The organism is Pseudomonas monsensis (assembly GCF_014268495.2).
GTDB lineage: Bacteria > Pseudomonadota > Gammaproteobacteria > Pseudomonadales > Pseudomonadaceae > Aquipseudomonas > Aquipseudomonas monsensis.
The window spans coordinates 4,992,938-5,008,905 of sequence record NZ_CP077087.1 but is presented as its reverse complement, the minus strand read 5'-3'; the positions used below and the strand labels follow the sequence as shown (position 1 = coordinate 5,008,905).

Below are 15,968 nucleotides of genomic sequence, written 5' to 3'. Positions count from 1 at the left end.
GAGCGCTTGCTCCCTCGCCACAATGTGTGTTCGCGGATTTCAGTGTCAGAGGAACATCCCGCCCGACGCTTCAACCCGCTGGCCATTGATCCACTGGCCACCCGGCGACAGCAGCAACGCCAGCGCGCCACCAATGTCGTCCGGCTGCCCGGCACGGCCCAGTGCGGTGTTGCTGGCGACCATCGCATTGATGGCCGAGTTGTCGCGCACCGCACCGCCACCGAAGTCAGTCTCGATTGCCCCCGGCGCCAGAATGTTCACGCCGATCTGCCGTGCACCGAGTTCCTTGGCCTGATAGCGGGTCAGCACCTCCATTGCCCCTTTCATTGCCGCGTAGGCGCCGTAGCCCGGCAGGCTGAAGCGGGTCAGGCCGCTGGAGATGTTGATGATGCGCCCGCCGTCGTTGATCAGCGGCAGCAATTGCTGGGTCAGAAAGAACGGCCCTTTGAGCTGGATGTTCATCAGCAGGTCGAACTGCTCTGGCGTGGTCTCGGCGAACAGCGCGTGCACACCGATCCCGGCGTTGTTGATCAGGAAATCGAAGCGCGAACGTCCGAAGGTCTCTTGCAACGCCTGCTCAATCCGTACGCCGAAATCGGCGAAGCTGTCGCTGCGGCCGACGTCCAGTTGCAGCATCACGGCTTTGGCGCCGCGTTGTTCCAGTTCAGTCACCAGCGCCTGGGCTTCATCGGCGCGGCTGTGGTAAGTGCCAATGATGTCGATGCCCTGGGCGGCGAGGTGCAGTGCGGCGTTTTTGCCCAGGCCACGACTGGCACCGGTGATCAATGCGATTTTGCGATTCATGTGAAATTCTCGATTGCAGTGAGTGGTGTTGAGCAAAGTTTATTTATCCGCCATGAGGTGATAAACAGACTGAAACCGGAATCACTGGTCGGATCTGCCGAACAATTAACGGGTGTCCTCATGAACAAACTGGAACTGCTGCGCACCTTCGTCCGGGTCAGCGAACTGTCGAGTTTCACCCTCGCCGGCGAAAGCCTGGGGCTGCCGCGCTCGACGGTGTCCGAGCATGTGCAGGCGCTGGAAGCCCTGCTCGGTACACGCCTGCTGCAACGCACCACGCGCAAGGTGCAGGCGACGCAGGACGGTCTGGTGCTGTACGAGCGCAGCAAGGATCTGCTGTCGCATATGGACGAGATCGAGGGCTTGTTTCGTCAGGATCCGGCCTCGCTGAGCGGTCGGATTCGCGTCGACATGCCGAACATTCTGTCGCGACGCCTGATCATGCCGCGGCTGCCCGGGTTCATGGCGCGTCACCCGAATCTTGAATTGGAGATCAGCAGCACCGACCGCCGCGTTGATCTGCTCAGCGAAGGTTTCGATTGCGTGGTGCGCATCGGCGCGCAGCCGGATCAGTCAGTGGTGGCGCGGCACCTCGGTGACTTCCCGATGATCAACTGCGCCAGCCCAGCGTACCTCGAACGTTACGGCGTGCCGCAGACGCTGGAGGATCTGGCGCAGCATCGACTGGTGCATTACGTGGGCGTGCTCGGTTCGCGCTCGGAAGGGTTTGTGTATGAACAGGACGGGCAGGTACGGCGCCTGCCGATGGCTGGCAGTGTCACGGTCAACAGCACCGATGCCTACGAGTCGGCCTGTCTGGGCGGCTTCGGCCTGATTCAGGTGCCGCGCACCGGCATGCAGCCGCACCTGGACACCGGTGAACTGGTGATTGTGCTGCCGCAGTTCACCGCGCCGGCGATGGGGATTTCAATCCTGTATGCGCGGCAACGACATTTGCCGTTGCGGGTGCGGGTGTTCATGGATTGGTTGGGCGAGGTGATTCGTTCGACGCTCTGACTCACACCGCAGATCAACTGTAGCGAGCCTGCTCGCGATGGCGTCCTGTCAGTCGATGCAGAGGTGACAGATGTACCGCTATCGCGAGCAGGCGAAGGCCTACAAGGGAACCCGTGTTGTTCAGAAGAACCGGGTAAACAGCCAATACAGGCTACCCGACAGCAGAATCGCCGCCGGCAGCGTCAGCACCCACGCCATCAGCAGATTGCGGATGGTCTTCATCTGCAAACCACCGCCATTGGCGACCATGGTCCCGGCCACGCCCGATGACAGCACATGGGTGGTCGACACCGGCAAACCGAACATGTCCGCTGCGCCGATGGTCAGCATCGCCACGGTTTCCGCCGAGGCGCCCTGGGCGTAGGTCAGGTGGGTCTTGCCGATTTTCTCGCCGACCGTCACCACAATCCGTTTCCAGCCGACCATGGTCCCCAGCCCCAAAGCGATGGCCACGGCGATCTTCACCCACAACGGAATGAACCGCGTAGCGTTGTCGATCTGCTGCTTGAACAGTTGCAGTTTGTCAGTGGTGTCGGCGTCGAAGTTGCCGACCTTGTTCTTGTCCATCAGGCGAATACTTTCGCTGGCCAGGTACATGTCGTTGCGCACGTTGCCCATGGCTTCGGCCGGGACTTTCGACAGCGAGCCATAGCCTTTGACCTCTTCGCCAATGTGCCCGGTCAGAGCGGCGAGGGCGGGGATCAGTTGCGGCGTCGCTTGCTTGCTGCGCACGTAATCGGAGAGCACCGGACGCGGATCGGCCGGGGCCGGCAGCGGGGTGTTTTTTATCAGCGCCTGCTGGGTGACCTCGGCCACCGCGGCGAACTGCAACGCCTGATCGGCGGGCATGGTGCGGTTAAGCGCATAGGCCATCGGCAAGGTGCCGACCAGAATCAGCATGATCAGGCCCATGCCTTTCTGCCCGTCGTTGGAGCCGTGGGCGAAGGACACGCCGGTGCAGGTGACGATCAACAAACCACGAATCCACCACGGTGGCGGGGTGTTGCCTTCCGGGGCCTTGTACAGCGCACGGTTCTTCACGAACGCGCGCAGGGCCAGCAGCAACAGCGCCGCGCAACCGAAACCCACCAGCGGCGACAGCAGCAAGGCGTAACCAATCTTGGTCGCCTGCGCCCAGTCCACACCGCTGGTGCCGTCGCGCCCGTGCATCAAGGCATTGGCCACGCCGACGCCGATGATCGAACCGATCAGGGTGTGCGACGACGAGGCAGGCAGGCCCAGCCACCAAGTGCCGAGGTTCCACAGGATCGCCGCGATCAACAGGGCGAAGATCATCGCGAAACCGGCGGACGAACCGACCTGCAGAATCAACTCCACTGGCAGCAAAGCGATGATGCCGAACGCCACCGCGCCGCTGGACAGCAGCACCCCGAGAAAATTGAAGAACCCCGACCAGACCACCGCCACGTTCGGCGGCAGCGAGTGGGTGTAGATCACCGTTGCGACCGCGTTGGCGGTGTCGTGGAACCCGTTGACGAACTCAAAGCCCAGCGCAATCAGCAGCGCCACGCCGAGCAGCAGAAACGGCGTCCAGGTGGTGACGGTGGTGCCCAGCTCGTGCATGTCATGCATCAGGCTGTAGGCGGTGAACAGCATCCCCATGGCCAGCACTGCGAAAAAAATCACGTAGGTGAACGGGCTGGCTTTATTGTCGAGGGCGGGTCTGCCGCTGGGGGCGGACGCCTGGCGGGCGGTCAGGGAAGGAGTAGCCATGAGCGGACAATCCTGAGCGAGGTAAGGAGTGTCGCCCATGATCGTTGCTAAATATTACAGAGAAGCTGCGTCAGATCAGTGTTTGCGGGATTAGTCTGACCATTGATCCCAAGGTAATAAACAGCCGCTGCAGGCGTGAGCCTGCTCGCGATGAGGTTGGCACATTCAACACAGAGGTGCCTGCCACACCGCTATCGCGAGCAGGCTCACGCCTGCAAGGGATCTGTGCTGGGGCAGAGTATTTAGCGGGTTAGTAGTCCCCACGCTTGCGAAATGCCCAGCGCCCGGCAATCACGGTGAACGTCGCCACCAGTGCCACCAGAATCCAGAACCCCTCCGGATCTGTCGCCAGCGGTACACCGCCAACGTTCATGCCGAAGAAACCGGCGATGATGTTGATCGGCAGCGCCAGCACCGTGACCACGGTGAGGGTGAACAGCGTGCGGTTGCTCTGTTCGTTGAGGTTGGCGGCGATCTCTTCCTGGAGCAACTTGATCCGCTCGCCGAGGGCGGTGAGGTCGTTGATGATCAGCGCAAACTCCTCGGTGGACTTGCGCAACTCCTTGACGTCCTCCTTTTGCAGCCACGGCGGCGGCCGGTTGAGCAGGCGCAGCAACGAGCCCGGTTCCAGCGCCAGCAGCCGTTGCAGGCGCACCAGTACGCGACGATTGGCGCCCAGTTCGGCGCGGTTGGTCGACAGGCGCGAGGAAAGCAATTCGTCCTCGACCTGGTCGACGCTCATGCTGGTCTTGCGCACGATCTGTGTCAGCACTTCGCCCTGATCGCGCAGCAGGTGCACGAGCAATTCCGACGGCGAACGAAAACGCTCGCCGGCCTTCACCGACGAGCGCAGTTTGTCCACCGAGTGCAGCGGTTGCAGGCGTGCACTGACGATCAGTTTGCTGCGCACGCAGACCCAAAGTGTCGACACGTCCGAGGACACCATGCTGCTGAGGTTGAACACCACGTCGTTGACCACCGCCAGCAACGCCGAATCGACGTGCTCGATGCGCGTCGAACGCGAACCTTCGTGCAGCGCTTCGAAAAACTCTTCGGGCAATTGCAGATGGCTTTTCATCCAGCGCTCACACGCGGCGTGGGCCAGGTTCAGGTGCAGCCAGAGAAATTCACCGCTGTCGCCGTCTTCTTGCAGACAGCGCAGGGCGGTGGCCGAATCGACTTCGCGGCCCTTTTCACCGGGCAGGAAACGAAAGCCGTAGAGCAAACCGAACAAGTCAGGATCACGATGACTGAGGTCGAGGCTGTGGTTCATGGAGGCTCGCTGCGAGGAGGGCGTCCGGGGCGGAATTCCCGGATTCACCTGAGCCGCATCATCGCAATGTCACATGACGCTTGTGTGACAGCAAAATGACGTCAAATCAGCGACTTACCGGCGGTCGGAATTTCTTCAAGAAGCGCTCTGGCACGCCGATCACGCTTAGGTTACGTTGCGCGCGCTTGGCCAAGAGCCAAGGCTCGCCGACATGGATGTCCGGCAAAATCCCACGCCTTATCGGGCGTGCCTCATCCCTGTCCTGAGTATCTTGCGATGCTGCAAAAATCCCTGAGAGCGCAAATTCTCGCCCTGCTGAGCGGCAGCCTGCTGGCAATGCTGTTGATCGCGCTGGCCTGCTTTCACTTCCTGTCCAACGGCGTACAGAACTACAGCCAGTTGATCGCCGGTCCGTTGCACACCTCGCAACTGATCGACGAAGCCAACCTGCAATTCAAGGTGCAGGTGCAGGAATGGAAAAACGTCCTGCTGCGCGGCAAGCAACCGGCGGATCTGAGCAAATACTGGAGCCAGTTCGAAGATCGCCAGCGCGATGTACAGAACATCCTTGGCGAACTGGCCGGCCAGAAAGGCATCGAGCCGGCGCTGAAAACCCGCATCGAACGCCTGCGTGAAGAACACCGCCTGCTCGGCGCTGCCTACCAGAAGGGGCGCGATGCCTACGTGGCTGCCGGTGCCGATCCAACGGCTGGCGATGCCGCCGTCAAAGGCGTGGACCGTGCCGCCAGCGAGCAGATGAGCGCGTTGGTGGCCGAACTGCGCAAGCAGGGTGACGAGCAATCGCTGCAAATCAACGACAGTGCCAACAACACCGTGATGCTGGGTATTCTGGTGATGCTCGGCTCCGGTCTGCTGATCGGTCTGTTGAGCCTGTGGCTGGTCAACCGCAACCTGATCGAACCGATCCGCAAGCTGATCGATTACGTCACCCAGTTGAGCCGCGGGCGCCTCGCTGAGCGTGTCGCCAACGACCGTCAGGACGAGTTGGGCAACCTCGCGGCAGCCGCCAATACCCTGCGTGATTTCCTTGCTGAAACCTTCACTCATCTGCAACGCAGCGCCAGTGATCTGGACAGCGCCAGCGGCGAGTTGAATGCGATCGCCACGACCATGGCCGGCGGCACCAACGAGCAGTTCAACCGCACCGATCAGGTGGCCACGGCGATGAACGAAATGTCCGCCACCGCCCAGGAAGTGGCGCGCCATGCCGCCGATGCCGCGCGCGCCGCCGATGATGCCGACCAGTCCGCTCAACAGGGCGAAAAGGTCATGCAGAGCACCATCCATTCCATCACCCAGATGCGCGGTGAAATCGCCAACACCGCCACGGTGATCCGTCGTCTGGAAGCCGACAGCGGCCGTATCGGCAAGGTGCTGGAAGTGATTCGCGGCATCGCCGAGCAGACCAATCTGCTGGCGTTGAACGCGGCGATTGAAGCGGCGCGGGCCGGTGAGGCCGGGCGTGGTTTTGCCGTGGTCGCCGATGAAGTGCGTAACCTGGCGCAACGCACGGCGGAGTCGATCATCGAGATCAACCAGATCATTCAGAGCGTGCAGACCGGCGCGGTGGACGCGGCCCAAGCCATCGACAGCGGCCAGTCGCGCAGCGATGAGAGCGTCGAGCAAGTGACCCAGGCCGGCGCCATGCTCGAGCGCATCACCCACGCCGTGGAAGCGATCCGCGACATGAACCGGCAGATCGCGACGGCGGCGGAAGAGCAGACTTCGGTGGCCGAAGACATCTCGCGCAACCTCACCGAGATCACTTCGATTGCCAGCACCAACCTCGACAACGTGCAGCGCACCGAAACGGCCAGCCAGAACCTGCATGGCCTGTCCGGGCAACTCAATGAAGTCACCGCTCGCCTGAGCGCGTGAGCCGTTGGCTGTGTACCGGTTCGGATACCGAGTCGGTACACAGTCAATCTCAAATTGCTGCGCACAGGGTCGATGACCGGGTATCTAAAACCGGCATTGGAGCACTCCCATGGTCAGCATCACATCTGTCTCGATCAACCAGACCCTCAGCACCTCGACGAGCAAAACGTCGATCACTGACGCCAGCGAAGACACCTCTGCCAGCGCCACGGCCAGCACCAGCGCCACCACCGACGCCCCGAAAGCTGCCGGCGGTGCAGCCCCGTCCGGCGACAGCAGTTCCAGCAGCAGCGAAGAATCGGATTCGGTGAAGGAACTGCGCAAGCAGATTGCCGAACTGCAGAAGCAATTGCAGGAGGAACAGCAGGCGCTGCAAGCGGCGCAGGCGAAGCAGGACAACTCGGATGCCAAGGCGGCTGAAGTGGCAGCGGCTCAGGCGCAGGTCACCGCCACCTCGGCGTCCCTCTCAACCGCTACCGCATCACTGTTGCAGGCGTTGCAGGATTCCGACTCGAGCACTTCGGGGTCGTTGGTCAGCACCTCGGTGTGATGCCTTTTCCCCTCACCCTAGCCCTCTCCCAAGGGAGAGGGAACTGACCGCGGTGACTATTCGAGCTACGCCGACCTGAAATATCGAAGCGCACTCAGGTCCTTGTTGTTTTCCTGATCCGCTTCAAGATTGCGAGTCGAACTCAGGCTTTGAAAGCCCCCGATCGGCTCCCCCTTGGGGGAGAGGGCTGGGGTGAGGGGGAGAAAATCTCACTGACAACACATCAAAAAAGCCGAACACAAAAAAGCCGCACGATTTCTCAATCGTGCGGCTTTGCGTATTCGCTGTATCAAGTGTCTTGCTTGTTGCTCAGCACCTTGCCGGTGGTGGCGTCGAAATCGACGTCGAACTCTTTGCCGTCAGCGGTTTTCAGCTCAACTTCATACTCGTAACCGTTGAAGTGGTTATCCAGGTCGGTGTCGGTGATGGTCGCACCCGGATGCAGTTTCAGCGCTTCGGCATTCATCGACTCCAGCGACTTGATCTTGCCGTCTTTAACCAGTTGCGGAATCTGATCGACGCGCACATCAGCCTGGGCCAGGCCAGCGGTGAGGGTCAGGGCAGCGGCGGTAAACAGGGCAGTCAAAGTTTTCATGAGTTCGTTCCTTGCTTGTTTAAGTGCGTGTTCTGTTGAAGTGAGTTCAGATTAATCACTGCAACTTAATTCACCCTTAAAACAACGCATCGCGCGCAGGACTCGTAGGCGCGAGCCTGCTCGCGATGCGGACAACCGGGTTTATCTATCAGAACCCGTTGTTCTTCAACACCTGATCAACACTGGCACTGGCCGGGCGCTTGTAGAACTTCAACAGCTCACTGGCGCGGTTGGTGAAAATGCCGTCGACACCGGCGGCCATGACTTTCTCGAAGTCCACCGGCTCATCGACGGTGTACACGTGCACCAGCATGCCTTGATCGTGGGTGTACTTATTCATCCACGGTTGCACCAGGTCCGAATAACTCTGGTCGCCGCCCTTGGTCAGCTTCGCCGAAGGGCCGGTGCCGATCGCCCCTTGCGCCTTGGCGTAATCGACCCACTGCTTGAACTCGGCTTCGGACTTCGGTTCCTGCTTGCCGTAAAACACGTTCTTGTCCTTCTCGCCGGAGTCGGCGAAAGACACTTTCGATTTTGGTTCGATGCTGCCTTCACCGACCCACAACAGCAGGATCTTCGGCACTTGCGGCATTTCCTTTTGCAGCAGTTCGAGGCTGTTTTTCTCGAAGGTCTGCAGGATCACCTTGCCTTTGCCCTGGCCGACGCCGAGCTCGCTCTTGGCCAGTTTCGAACCGGCCTGGCTCAACCAGCCGCGGTCCTGCAGCTTCTCCTTGAGGTCATGCTCGATGCCGGGAAACAGCTGCGGTTCTTTGGTTTCGATGTACAGGCCCGGCTTGTGTTTCGGGTTGGCCTGGGCGATGTCGATAATCTCGTCCAGGGTCAGGATTTTCAGGCCGGCGTAGGTCGGACGCGCGCGATCCGGGTAGGCCGTGTTGTACCAACTGCCGGCGTCGAGGGTTTTCAATTCGGCCATGGTGAAGGCATTGGCCGGGCTGTCCTTGCGCTCCGGGAACTTGCTGGCGACGTCAGTGGTGCGTTGCAGGTTGTTGTCGTGCAGGGCGAACAGCACGCCGTCCTTGCTGCGCTGCAAGTCCATTTCCAGGTAATCGGCGCCAAGGTCGCGGGCCAGTTTGTAGGACGCGGCGGTGGACTCCGGTGCATCGAAGGACGCGCCACGGTGGGCGATCACCGCCGGGTGCGGGATACCGTGTGCCGCAGCGACGGCCTCGGGATCGGTCTGGCTGGCGGCCTGCGCCTGACCGAGAGCGAGCAGCAGGCTCAGCATGAGGGCGCTTTTGGTGAAAGTGGCGGGCATGTTCGAGTTCCTTTCGCAGGGCATTTTCAAAGACGTACCTTTTAACAACTGAATCGGTTGCGTGCTATCGCCAGACCGACATAAACGTATTAAAAGCGATTTTTCCTGCACTTTTGTGGCGCGGTTTGCAGTACGCTTGCCCTCGGCAGACGTCCCGGCAGAGGGCGCGCCGTTCCGTTGCCCTGCGTGTAAACCATCGAACACTTTTCGTGAGGTTTACCATGCGCATCACCTCCCAACTCATCTGCCAGGCGGCCGACGACCTCAAGGGCTTTGTCGGCCTCAACCGCAAAACCGGTCAGTACATCGTGCGATTCAGCGAAGATTCGTTCGGCATGGACGTGGCCGATGACGGCATCATTCCCACCAGTGAATTTGTCTGGGCGGCGGCCTCTGAGACGACCATGACCTTGAAGCGCGAGCTGATTCAGTTACTGCTGGATCAGAACATCCATGACCGGATCAACATCACCGAGCCGTTGCGGGTGTACATGAGCAAGGTTGAGGTGCCGGAGATCGTGGCGGTGCGCAGTCTGGTGAAGGGCTGAGATTTTGCGCAGTCTGTAAAGGCCTCTTCGCGAGCAAGCTCGTTCCCACAGTTGATCGCATTCCTCCTGTGGGAGCGAGCTTGCTCGCGAAGAGGCCAATCAGTGCGCCGCTGCACTCACTGCCCAAACCGATACTCGCGCTCCACCCGACACACCTGCGTGTGGAATTTCGAATACCACTGCGCGCGCCCACGCGCCTGAATCACCCGGTGCTCAGGATGCTCGCGCCAGGCCAGAATCGCCGCCTCGCTCGCCCAGTACGAAATGGTGATCCCGACCCCGTCCTCGCCCCGGATCGAATCCACGCCGAGGAACCCCGGCTGCTGCACAACCAACTCCATCATCCGCTCGGATGCCGCCGCGTAACCGTTGTCGCCCTCGGTGCGGGTCGAGGTGAAAATCACCGCGAAGCACGGCTCGTTGGGCTTCATTGGCGTTGCTCCGCGCACGCTTCGACGAACGCCCGAACCAGCGGCGGAACGAGCCCCTTGAGCGCCGCACGTTCCGGCTGAAACAGCGTCGCGACAAAGAACACATGGTCGTTCAATTCGATCGCGCGTAAATCGCCCGCCGAATCATGGCCCACGGCGTGTAGCCGATGGGTCAGCAACTCTCGCTCGAACTGCGGATTCACACCGAACCTGCAGCGATAGCCCTCCCGAATCTCCGATGTTTCGTACGCCTTGGCGATCAACGAGCCTGCGACCAGATGAATGCTGTCCACGGCTTCCACCAATGAACAGGACAGCGGCGTGAGCACCGCTCGCTGCGAATCGGGTGACGTCTCGCCATGTTCGGCATCGGCCCAGCCCAGCACGTTGCGGGAAAATTCCAGCACCGCATGCTGAAAGCCACCGCAGGTGCCGAGGAAAGGGCGCTGTTGTTCGCGGGCAAAACGGATGGCGCGCAAGGCACCAGCTTCGCTTTTGTAGGGGCTGGCCGGTACGCACCAGAAACCGTCGAAATCTTGCAGTGGTGTATCGACGTGGATGCTCTCGGTGGGCAGCCATTGGAATTGCACCTCGCGGCTGGTCTGCTCGGCGAGCATGCCGAGCGCAACGGGGATCGCCTGGTGGGCGGTGACTTGCGGGTCGTAATCGCCGATCAGGGCGATGCGGATGGCGCGGTTTTCCATGAGTGTTCTCTGCGCTTGTTGATTGATGGGGCTCACTATAGATTGGCGTTCACGCACTCAATATTGGCGTTTTCCCAAGTGATCAATGCAGCGACGCACTATCGACTCGGCTACCCGGATCTGGCGCTGATTCTCGCTCTGGTGCGCGGCGGCTCGCTGGCCCGGGCTGCGCAGTTGCTCAGGGTAGACGTGTCGACGGTGTTTCGCGCCGTGCGTCGTCTGGAGTCGGCGCTGGGTCAGCAACTATTCGAAAAGAGCCGTGCCGGTTACCTGCCCACCACGCTCGCGCAGACCCTGGCCGAACAGGCTGAGCGCGCCGAGCAGGCGCTGGAAGCGGCGCGCATTGGTGTGGAGCAGGGCGGGGAAGTCGTCAGCGGCACGGTGCGCCTGACCTGTACCGATTCGGTATTGCAGGGTTTGCTGTTGCCAGCGCTGGCGCAGTTCATGCCGAACTACCCGGCACTGACCCTTGAGCTGAGCACCTCCAACGATTTCGCCAACCTCAGCCGGCGCGATGCGGACATTGCGCTGCGTTTGACGCGGACACCACCGGAGCATCTGGTCGGACGGCAACTGGCGAAGATTTCCTACCGGGTCTGTGCCAGTAGGCGCTATCTGCAAAACATTGACGCAACGGATCTGGCGGCGCTGACCTGGATCGCCCCGGACGAGTTTTTGCCGGATCACCCGACCGTCGCCTGGCGCCGCCAGCAGTTGCCCGGCGTGACCCCGGCTTATCGCTGCAACAGCATGCTGTCGGTGACTGAACTGGTGCGTGGCGGACTCGGTGTGGCGGCATTGCCGGACTTTTTGATCACCGAGGGTTTGCAGGCCCTCAGCGAACCGCTGCACGGCTACGACACCGCGCTGTGGCTGCTGACCCGCCCGGACTGCCGGGCCTTGCGTTCGGTGGTCACGCTGTTCGATGAGCTGGGGCGGGCGCTGCGGCTGCCGTGATCAGCGTTTCGGGTTCTGGCAGATGTGCTCATGCAGTTCGCGGGTCAGGCCTTCGATGCGTTCAGTCAGGCTCTTGGTCATTTCGGTGAGTCGGGTGTTCTGCTCCAGCAGTTCGAGCAGTTGCGCGGTGGTTTGCGCGGCCTGCGCCTGGCGCTCGGTGTTGGCCACCGCCAACGCTTCACGGTGCTGTGCGTCGGCGTCCGACTGCGCCTTGTCCCGTGCGGCCTGACGGGTCTGCGCCAGCAGGATCAACGGTGCGGCGTACGCAGCTTGCAGGCTGAACGCGAGGTTGAGCAGGATGAACGGGTAGACGTCGAACTGCGTCACGCCCGACACGTTGAGGCCGATCCACACCGCGACGATCGCGGTTTGCGCGCCAAGAAACAGCGGTGTGCCGAAGAACCGCGCAAAGGCCTCGGCACGCAGTGCAAACTTGTCGTTGCCGAACGTGGTGTTGAGGTGGGCGTGAGGGCGATGGAAGCGCAGGTGATCGACGGGGGCGGTGGCGGGGGAGGCAGGTTTTTCGGTGGTCATGATGGGCTCGGCAGGCTTCAGGGCTATTGTTCACTATAGCCTTGTGCCGAGGCTGACGGCCTCTTCGCGAGCAAGCTCGCTCCCACATTGGAATGCGTTTCCCTGTGGGAGCGAGCTTGCTCGCGAAGGCCGCGACGCGTTCTACAGACCCAGTACATCGATCACCCAGGTGCGCGCTCATTGGCAAACATGCTCACCGCCTGCACCGCTTCACTGGCGCCATCGCGGATCTGCAGAATCACGCTGCCGGCCTGATCCGCCAGTTCAACGCCTTGCGCCGCTCGGCCACGGGTGCCTTCCATGCTCTTGATCGCCTGACGGGTTTCGCTCTGGATCAATCCGATCATGTTGGAAATCTCCGCCGTGGAGCCGCTGGTGCGCGCCGCCAGTTGCCGCACCTCGTCCGCCACCACGGCAAACCCGCGACCTTGATCCCCGGCCCGCGCCGCTTCAATCGCCGCGTTGAGCGCCAGCAGATTGGTCTGGTCGGCAATTGCGCGGATGGTGTTGACGATCGCGGTGATCTGCTCCGAGCGTTCGCCGAGCTGCGCGATCAATGTCGAAGACTGCGCGATGTCATCAGCGATTTCGCGCATTTCGCTGGCCGCTTGCTGGATCACCTGAGTGCCTTGCTCGGCGACTTTGCGGGTTTCCACGGAGATGTGATAAGCCGCGCTGGCGCTGCGGGCATCCTGCTCATGCTGCTCGACGCGGGCGGTGACGTCCGTGGCGAACTTCACCACTTTGCACAACCGCCCGGACGCGTCGTACACCGGGTTGTAGTTGGCTTCCAGCCACACGGTTTGGCCGCGCTTGTCGACGCGCTCGAACTGGCCCTGAAACAACTCACCCTGGTTCAGCCGCCGCCAGAAGTCCTCATAGGCGCTGCTGTTGACCAGATCCGCGCGGCAGAACAAACGATGATGTTTACCCTTGAGTTCAGCGAGCGTGTAACCCATGCGTGTCAGAAAATTCTTGTTGGCCGTGAGAATGCCGCCGTCGAGGTCGAATTCGATCACCGCCATCGCCCGGTCGATCGCCTGCAGCTTGGCGTTGGCCTCGCTTTCCTGCTGAACCTTGGTCGTCACGTCCATGGCGTACTTGACCACTTTCACCACACGCCCCGACGCATCCTTGATCGGGTTGTAGTTGGCTTCCAGCCAGATCGGCTGGCCCTGGCTGTTGACCCGCTCGAACGTGCCGGACTGGAACTGGCCGTTTTTCAGACGCGACCACAACTCGGTGTATTGCGCGCTGCGGCCAAACTCCGGGGTGCAGAACAGACGATGAGGCTGGCCGATCACCTGATCAGCGCGGTAGCCCGTGGTTTTCAGGAAGTTGTCGTTGGCCGTCAACACCACGCCATCGAGGTCGAACTCGATCACGGCCATGGAGCGGTCGATGGCTTCGAGCAGGCCGTTCTGTTCGGTGATGGTGTGTTGAAGGTCGTTGAGGGCGGACTGATGGCGTTTGAAAAACATAGGGGCAGTACCTGGAAGTAGGGAAAGACGAGGTTTTTGTCCCTGTTTCCGCGCTGGCAGAGCAAATGCCGGGTGAGCACTTGTCATTGACTGCAAAGTGCCAGCATCCAGGCTGACGAGGCGATCTTATACAAACTGTTTGTCGTTGTACAAGAAAATGCGTATCAGCATGACTACCGGTGTTTTCAAAGACTGATGGAGTTGGCGTCGTTGGTGCGCGGCTGGCTCAGCGCCACGCTGATCGTGTTGCGTCCCGTGTGTTTGGCGGTGTACAGCGCTTTGTCAGCGTCATCCAGCCAGGCCAGTGCGTCGCGGTACGACGGCTGAAACCGCGCCAGACCGATACTCAGGCTGACCCGCAGTTCCGGCACATCCGGGTGACGGTATTGATCCAGCGCCTGACGCAATCGTTCCATTTGCAGTTCGGCTTTTTTCAGTGGCTGGTCGGGCAGGATCAGGCAAAACTCGTCGCCGCCGTAGCGGCCGGCCCGTTCGCTTTTGCTCACCATGCCTTTGAGTTCGCCGCTCAGTTGGCTCAGTACCGCATCGCCGATGATGTGGCCATAGTTGTCGTTGATGGACTTGAAGTGGTCGATGTCGATCAGCGCCAGAATGTCCTGGGTGTGATTTTGCCGGCACAGCTCGAATCTGGCGTGCAGCTGATCCTTCCAGGCGCCGTGGTTGAGTAGTCCGGTGAGGCTGTCGGTGCGGCTCAGGTCGCGCAGCGTGCGTTTGTGCTGCGCGAGTTTGATCGCCAGTTGGTAACAGACCATGCCCAAGGCCAGTGGATACAGGGTCAGCATCGGCAGGCAGGCCCAGGCTTCAATTTGAGTCATGGTCGGACTGAATTTGAAGCCGAAGATCGAGCCGCCCAACAGTACACCGACGCACTGCGCGACGGCGCCGAGCAGGAACAGGCGTCGGCCACCGGCGGCGACGTTGTTCATGGTCATCATCGACAGGATGGTCACGCTGGTCAGCGGATTGAACTGAAAACACGCGGTCCAGAAGCCGCCGCATAACGAGTCGTACAACAGATTGCGACGCTCGGCGCGGTAGGGGAAGGTTGCGCGGGTTGATACCTGATAAGCCAGATGCGGCCAGACAAATCCGTTGAACACCAGCAGCGCCCAGAGCCATGCCGGCATGTTCAACGGATACAGCGCTGCCGCGACGCTGAAAAAGCCGACGCCCAGACCAATAGTCCTAGGCAGATAGATGCGTCTGGCGAATGACAAGCCTTTGCCGCGTGGGTTTTCCATGATGTCCTGCGCCAGATTCATCCTGAAATACTTTGCCGTATTTTTTTCAGGTAGACCATTCGTCGGTCAATTGTCGGACATTGTCATTTATTCCAGCGCGAATAATCAGTGTCCTTCCGAGCCATTTAATCGACGGATCGCGCGCAGAGGCACGGTTTAGAGCTGGTAACGCGCCAGAAACATCTCCAGTGCCGATTCGGCCACGGCTTTTTGGGTGGCGGCATCCAATGGCGGCAGGCCCATGGAAATCTGCGGCCAGAAGCCGAACGACTTCAGCAGCCCTTGCAGCTGCTGCCCGGCGAATGTCGCGTCCACGGGTTTTAGCCGACCGTCCGCCTGAGCGGCGCGAATCCACACGGTCAGGCCTTCTTCGCGCTCGCCCATGCGCGCCACCATATCTTGTGCGCGCTCCGGGGAGTGGATGGTGGCAGCAATCGCCACGCGGGCCAGACTGAGAAAGTTGTCATCGGCCATCATCTGCAATTTTGCCCCCAGCATCTGTTGCAGTTGCTCACGCAGCGGCTGATCGGCGCTGTAGGTCACGGTCTGCTCGGCGGTGATGCGTGCCCAGAGTTGGTTGAGAATTTCGGCGAACAGCTCTTCCTTGCTGGGGAAATGGTTGTACACCGTGCGCTTCGACACCCCGGCGGTGGCCGCGATCTTGTCCATGCTGGTGATCTCGAAACCGTTGGCACGGAATTCGGCAATGGCCGCCTGGATAATGGCTTCGCGTTTGCGGTCAGTGAGGCGCTGTGGAGCTGTCATAAGTAAGCTTCGGCAGGAAAAATGGAAATTACACTTGGAAGTTTACTTGTCATGCGCTTTCATGCAACCTAGAAACTACACCGACCAGTGTAATGTTGCGTTAATCCTCGCGACCTAAAAAACAGCAGTTCGGCCTAT

The 15,968-nt window shown here is 60.8% G+C and carries 15 protein-coding genes and 3 pseudogenes; 6 read left to right on the top strand and 12 right to left on the bottom strand.

All coding sequences use genetic code 11. The annotated features are described in order from the left end of the window. Positions 1-45: 45 nt before the first annotated feature. Positions 46-804: an SDR family NAD(P)-dependent oxidoreductase gene (locus HV782_RS22090; RefSeq protein ID WP_186746635.1), complete on the bottom strand. Its 759-nt coding sequence runs from the start codon at positions 802-804 to the stop codon at positions 46-48. 120 nt (positions 805-924) lie between these two features. Here HV782_RS22090 and HV782_RS22085 point away from each other — a divergent pair, with 120 nt between their 5' ends. Beyond that, entirely contained in the window at positions 925-1,821 is an 897-nt protein-coding gene (locus tag HV782_RS22085) for a LysR family transcriptional regulator (protein WP_186746633.1), read from the top strand. A gap of 120 nt (positions 1,822-1,941) precedes the next feature. Here HV782_RS22085 and HV782_RS22080 read toward each other — a convergent pair whose 3' ends face one another. Then, positions 1,942-3,555 carry an inorganic phosphate transporter gene (locus tag HV782_RS22080; RefSeq protein ID WP_123467069.1) on the bottom strand — a complete coding sequence of 538 codons (1,614 nt, stop codon included), beginning with the start codon at positions 3,553-3,555 and terminating at the stop codon, positions 1,942-1,944. A gap of 250 nt (positions 3,556-3,805) precedes the next feature. Beyond that, positions 3,806-4,828: a transporter gene (locus tag HV782_RS22075; protein ID WP_123467067.1), complete on the bottom strand. Its 1,023-nt coding sequence runs from the start codon at positions 4,826-4,828 to the stop codon at positions 3,806-3,808. Positions 4,829-5,104: 276 nt separating this feature from the next. Between HV782_RS22075 and HV782_RS29035 the strand changes: the two are divergent. From HV782_RS29035 to HV782_RS22065, 3 genes and pseudogenes are all read left to right on the top strand, one after another. Further along, a pseudogene (locus HV782_RS29035) lies at positions 5,105-5,794 on the top strand (methyl-accepting chemotaxis protein); the annotation flags it as partial. Positions 5,795-5,959: 165 nt separating this feature from the next. Continuing rightward, on the top strand, positions 5,960-6,727 hold the full coding sequence (locus tag HV782_RS29030; RefSeq protein ID WP_437180224.1) for a methyl-accepting chemotaxis protein: 768 nt from the start codon (positions 5,960-5,962) through the stop codon (positions 6,725-6,727). 109 nt (positions 6,728-6,836) lie between these two features. Then, complete coding sequence (locus HV782_RS22065) at positions 6,837-7,277, top strand: hypothetical protein (protein ID WP_123467063.1); 441 nt, start codon at positions 6,837-6,839, stop codon at positions 7,275-7,277. Between the two features lie 289 nt (positions 7,278-7,566). Here HV782_RS22065 and HV782_RS22060 read toward each other — a convergent pair whose 3' ends face one another. Both HV782_RS22060 and HV782_RS22055 read right to left on the bottom strand, forming a co-directional pair. Further along, positions 7,567-7,872, bottom strand: coding sequence for a PepSY domain-containing protein (locus HV782_RS22060; protein WP_064588817.1), 306 nt, complete (start codon positions 7,870-7,872; stop codon positions 7,567-7,569). Between the two features lie 148 nt (positions 7,873-8,020). After that, positions 8,021-9,148 (bottom strand): glycerophosphodiester phosphodiesterase, encoded by a 1,128-nt coding sequence (locus HV782_RS22055; protein ID WP_123467061.1) that lies wholly within the window; start codon positions 9,146-9,148, stop codon positions 8,021-8,023. A gap of 221 nt (positions 9,149-9,369) precedes the next feature. On the opposite strand from HV782_RS22055, the gene HV782_RS22050 reads away from it, so the two are divergent. Continuing rightward, entirely contained in the window at positions 9,370-9,696 is a 327-nt protein-coding gene (locus HV782_RS22050; protein WP_186746629.1) for a DUF2025 family protein, read from the top strand. 116 nt (positions 9,697-9,812) lie between these two features. Here the strand turns inward: HV782_RS22050 and HV782_RS22045 are convergent, their stop codons facing one another. Both HV782_RS22045 and HV782_RS22040 read right to left on the bottom strand, forming a co-directional pair. Then, positions 9,813-10,127, bottom strand: a complete 315-nt coding sequence (locus HV782_RS22045; RefSeq protein ID WP_186746626.1) for an antibiotic biosynthesis monooxygenase family protein — start codon at positions 10,125-10,127, stop codon at positions 9,813-9,815. Beyond that, complete coding sequence (locus HV782_RS22040; RefSeq protein WP_186746624.1) at positions 10,124-10,831, bottom strand: CTP synthase C-terminal region-related (seleno)protein; 708 nt, start codon at positions 10,829-10,831, stop codon at positions 10,124-10,126. The genes HV782_RS22045 and HV782_RS22040 overlap by 4 nt, the downstream gene beginning before the upstream one ends. A 15-nt stretch (positions 10,832-10,846) precedes the next feature. On the opposite strand from HV782_RS22040, the gene HV782_RS22035 reads away from it, so the two are divergent. Beyond that, positions 10,847-11,788 carry a LysR family transcriptional regulator gene (locus tag HV782_RS22035; RefSeq protein WP_186746622.1) on the top strand — a complete coding sequence of 314 codons (942 nt, stop codon included), beginning with the start codon at positions 10,847-10,849 and terminating at the stop codon, positions 11,786-11,788. On the opposite strand, the gene HV782_RS22030 is transcribed toward HV782_RS22035, so the two are convergent. From HV782_RS22030 to HV782_RS22015, 5 genes and pseudogenes are all read right to left on the bottom strand, one after another. Continuing rightward, the gene (locus HV782_RS22030) at positions 11,789-12,322 is read right to left on the bottom strand and encodes a DUF1003 domain-containing protein (protein WP_186746619.1); all 534 of its coding nucleotides are present in this window, start codon (positions 12,320-12,322) and stop codon (positions 11,789-11,791) included. It lies immediately after the preceding gene. Positions 12,323-12,483: 161 nt separating this feature from the next. Continuing rightward, positions 12,484-12,921, bottom strand: a pseudogene (locus HV782_RS29025) (methyl-accepting chemotaxis protein); the annotation flags it as partial. Positions 12,922-13,029: 108 nt separating this feature from the next. Next, positions 13,030-13,713, bottom strand: a pseudogene (locus HV782_RS29020) (PAS domain-containing protein); the annotation flags it as partial. Positions 13,714-13,988: 275 nt separating this feature from the next. Next, positions 13,989-15,086 (bottom strand): diguanylate cyclase, encoded by a 1,098-nt coding sequence (locus HV782_RS22020; protein WP_437180140.1) that lies wholly within the window; start codon positions 15,084-15,086, stop codon positions 13,989-13,991. Between the two features lie 135 nt (positions 15,087-15,221). Continuing rightward, positions 15,222-15,830, bottom strand: coding sequence for a TetR/AcrR family transcriptional regulator (locus HV782_RS22015; RefSeq protein WP_186746615.1), 609 nt, complete (start codon positions 15,828-15,830; stop codon positions 15,222-15,224). Positions 15,831-15,968: the final 138 nt, after the last annotated feature.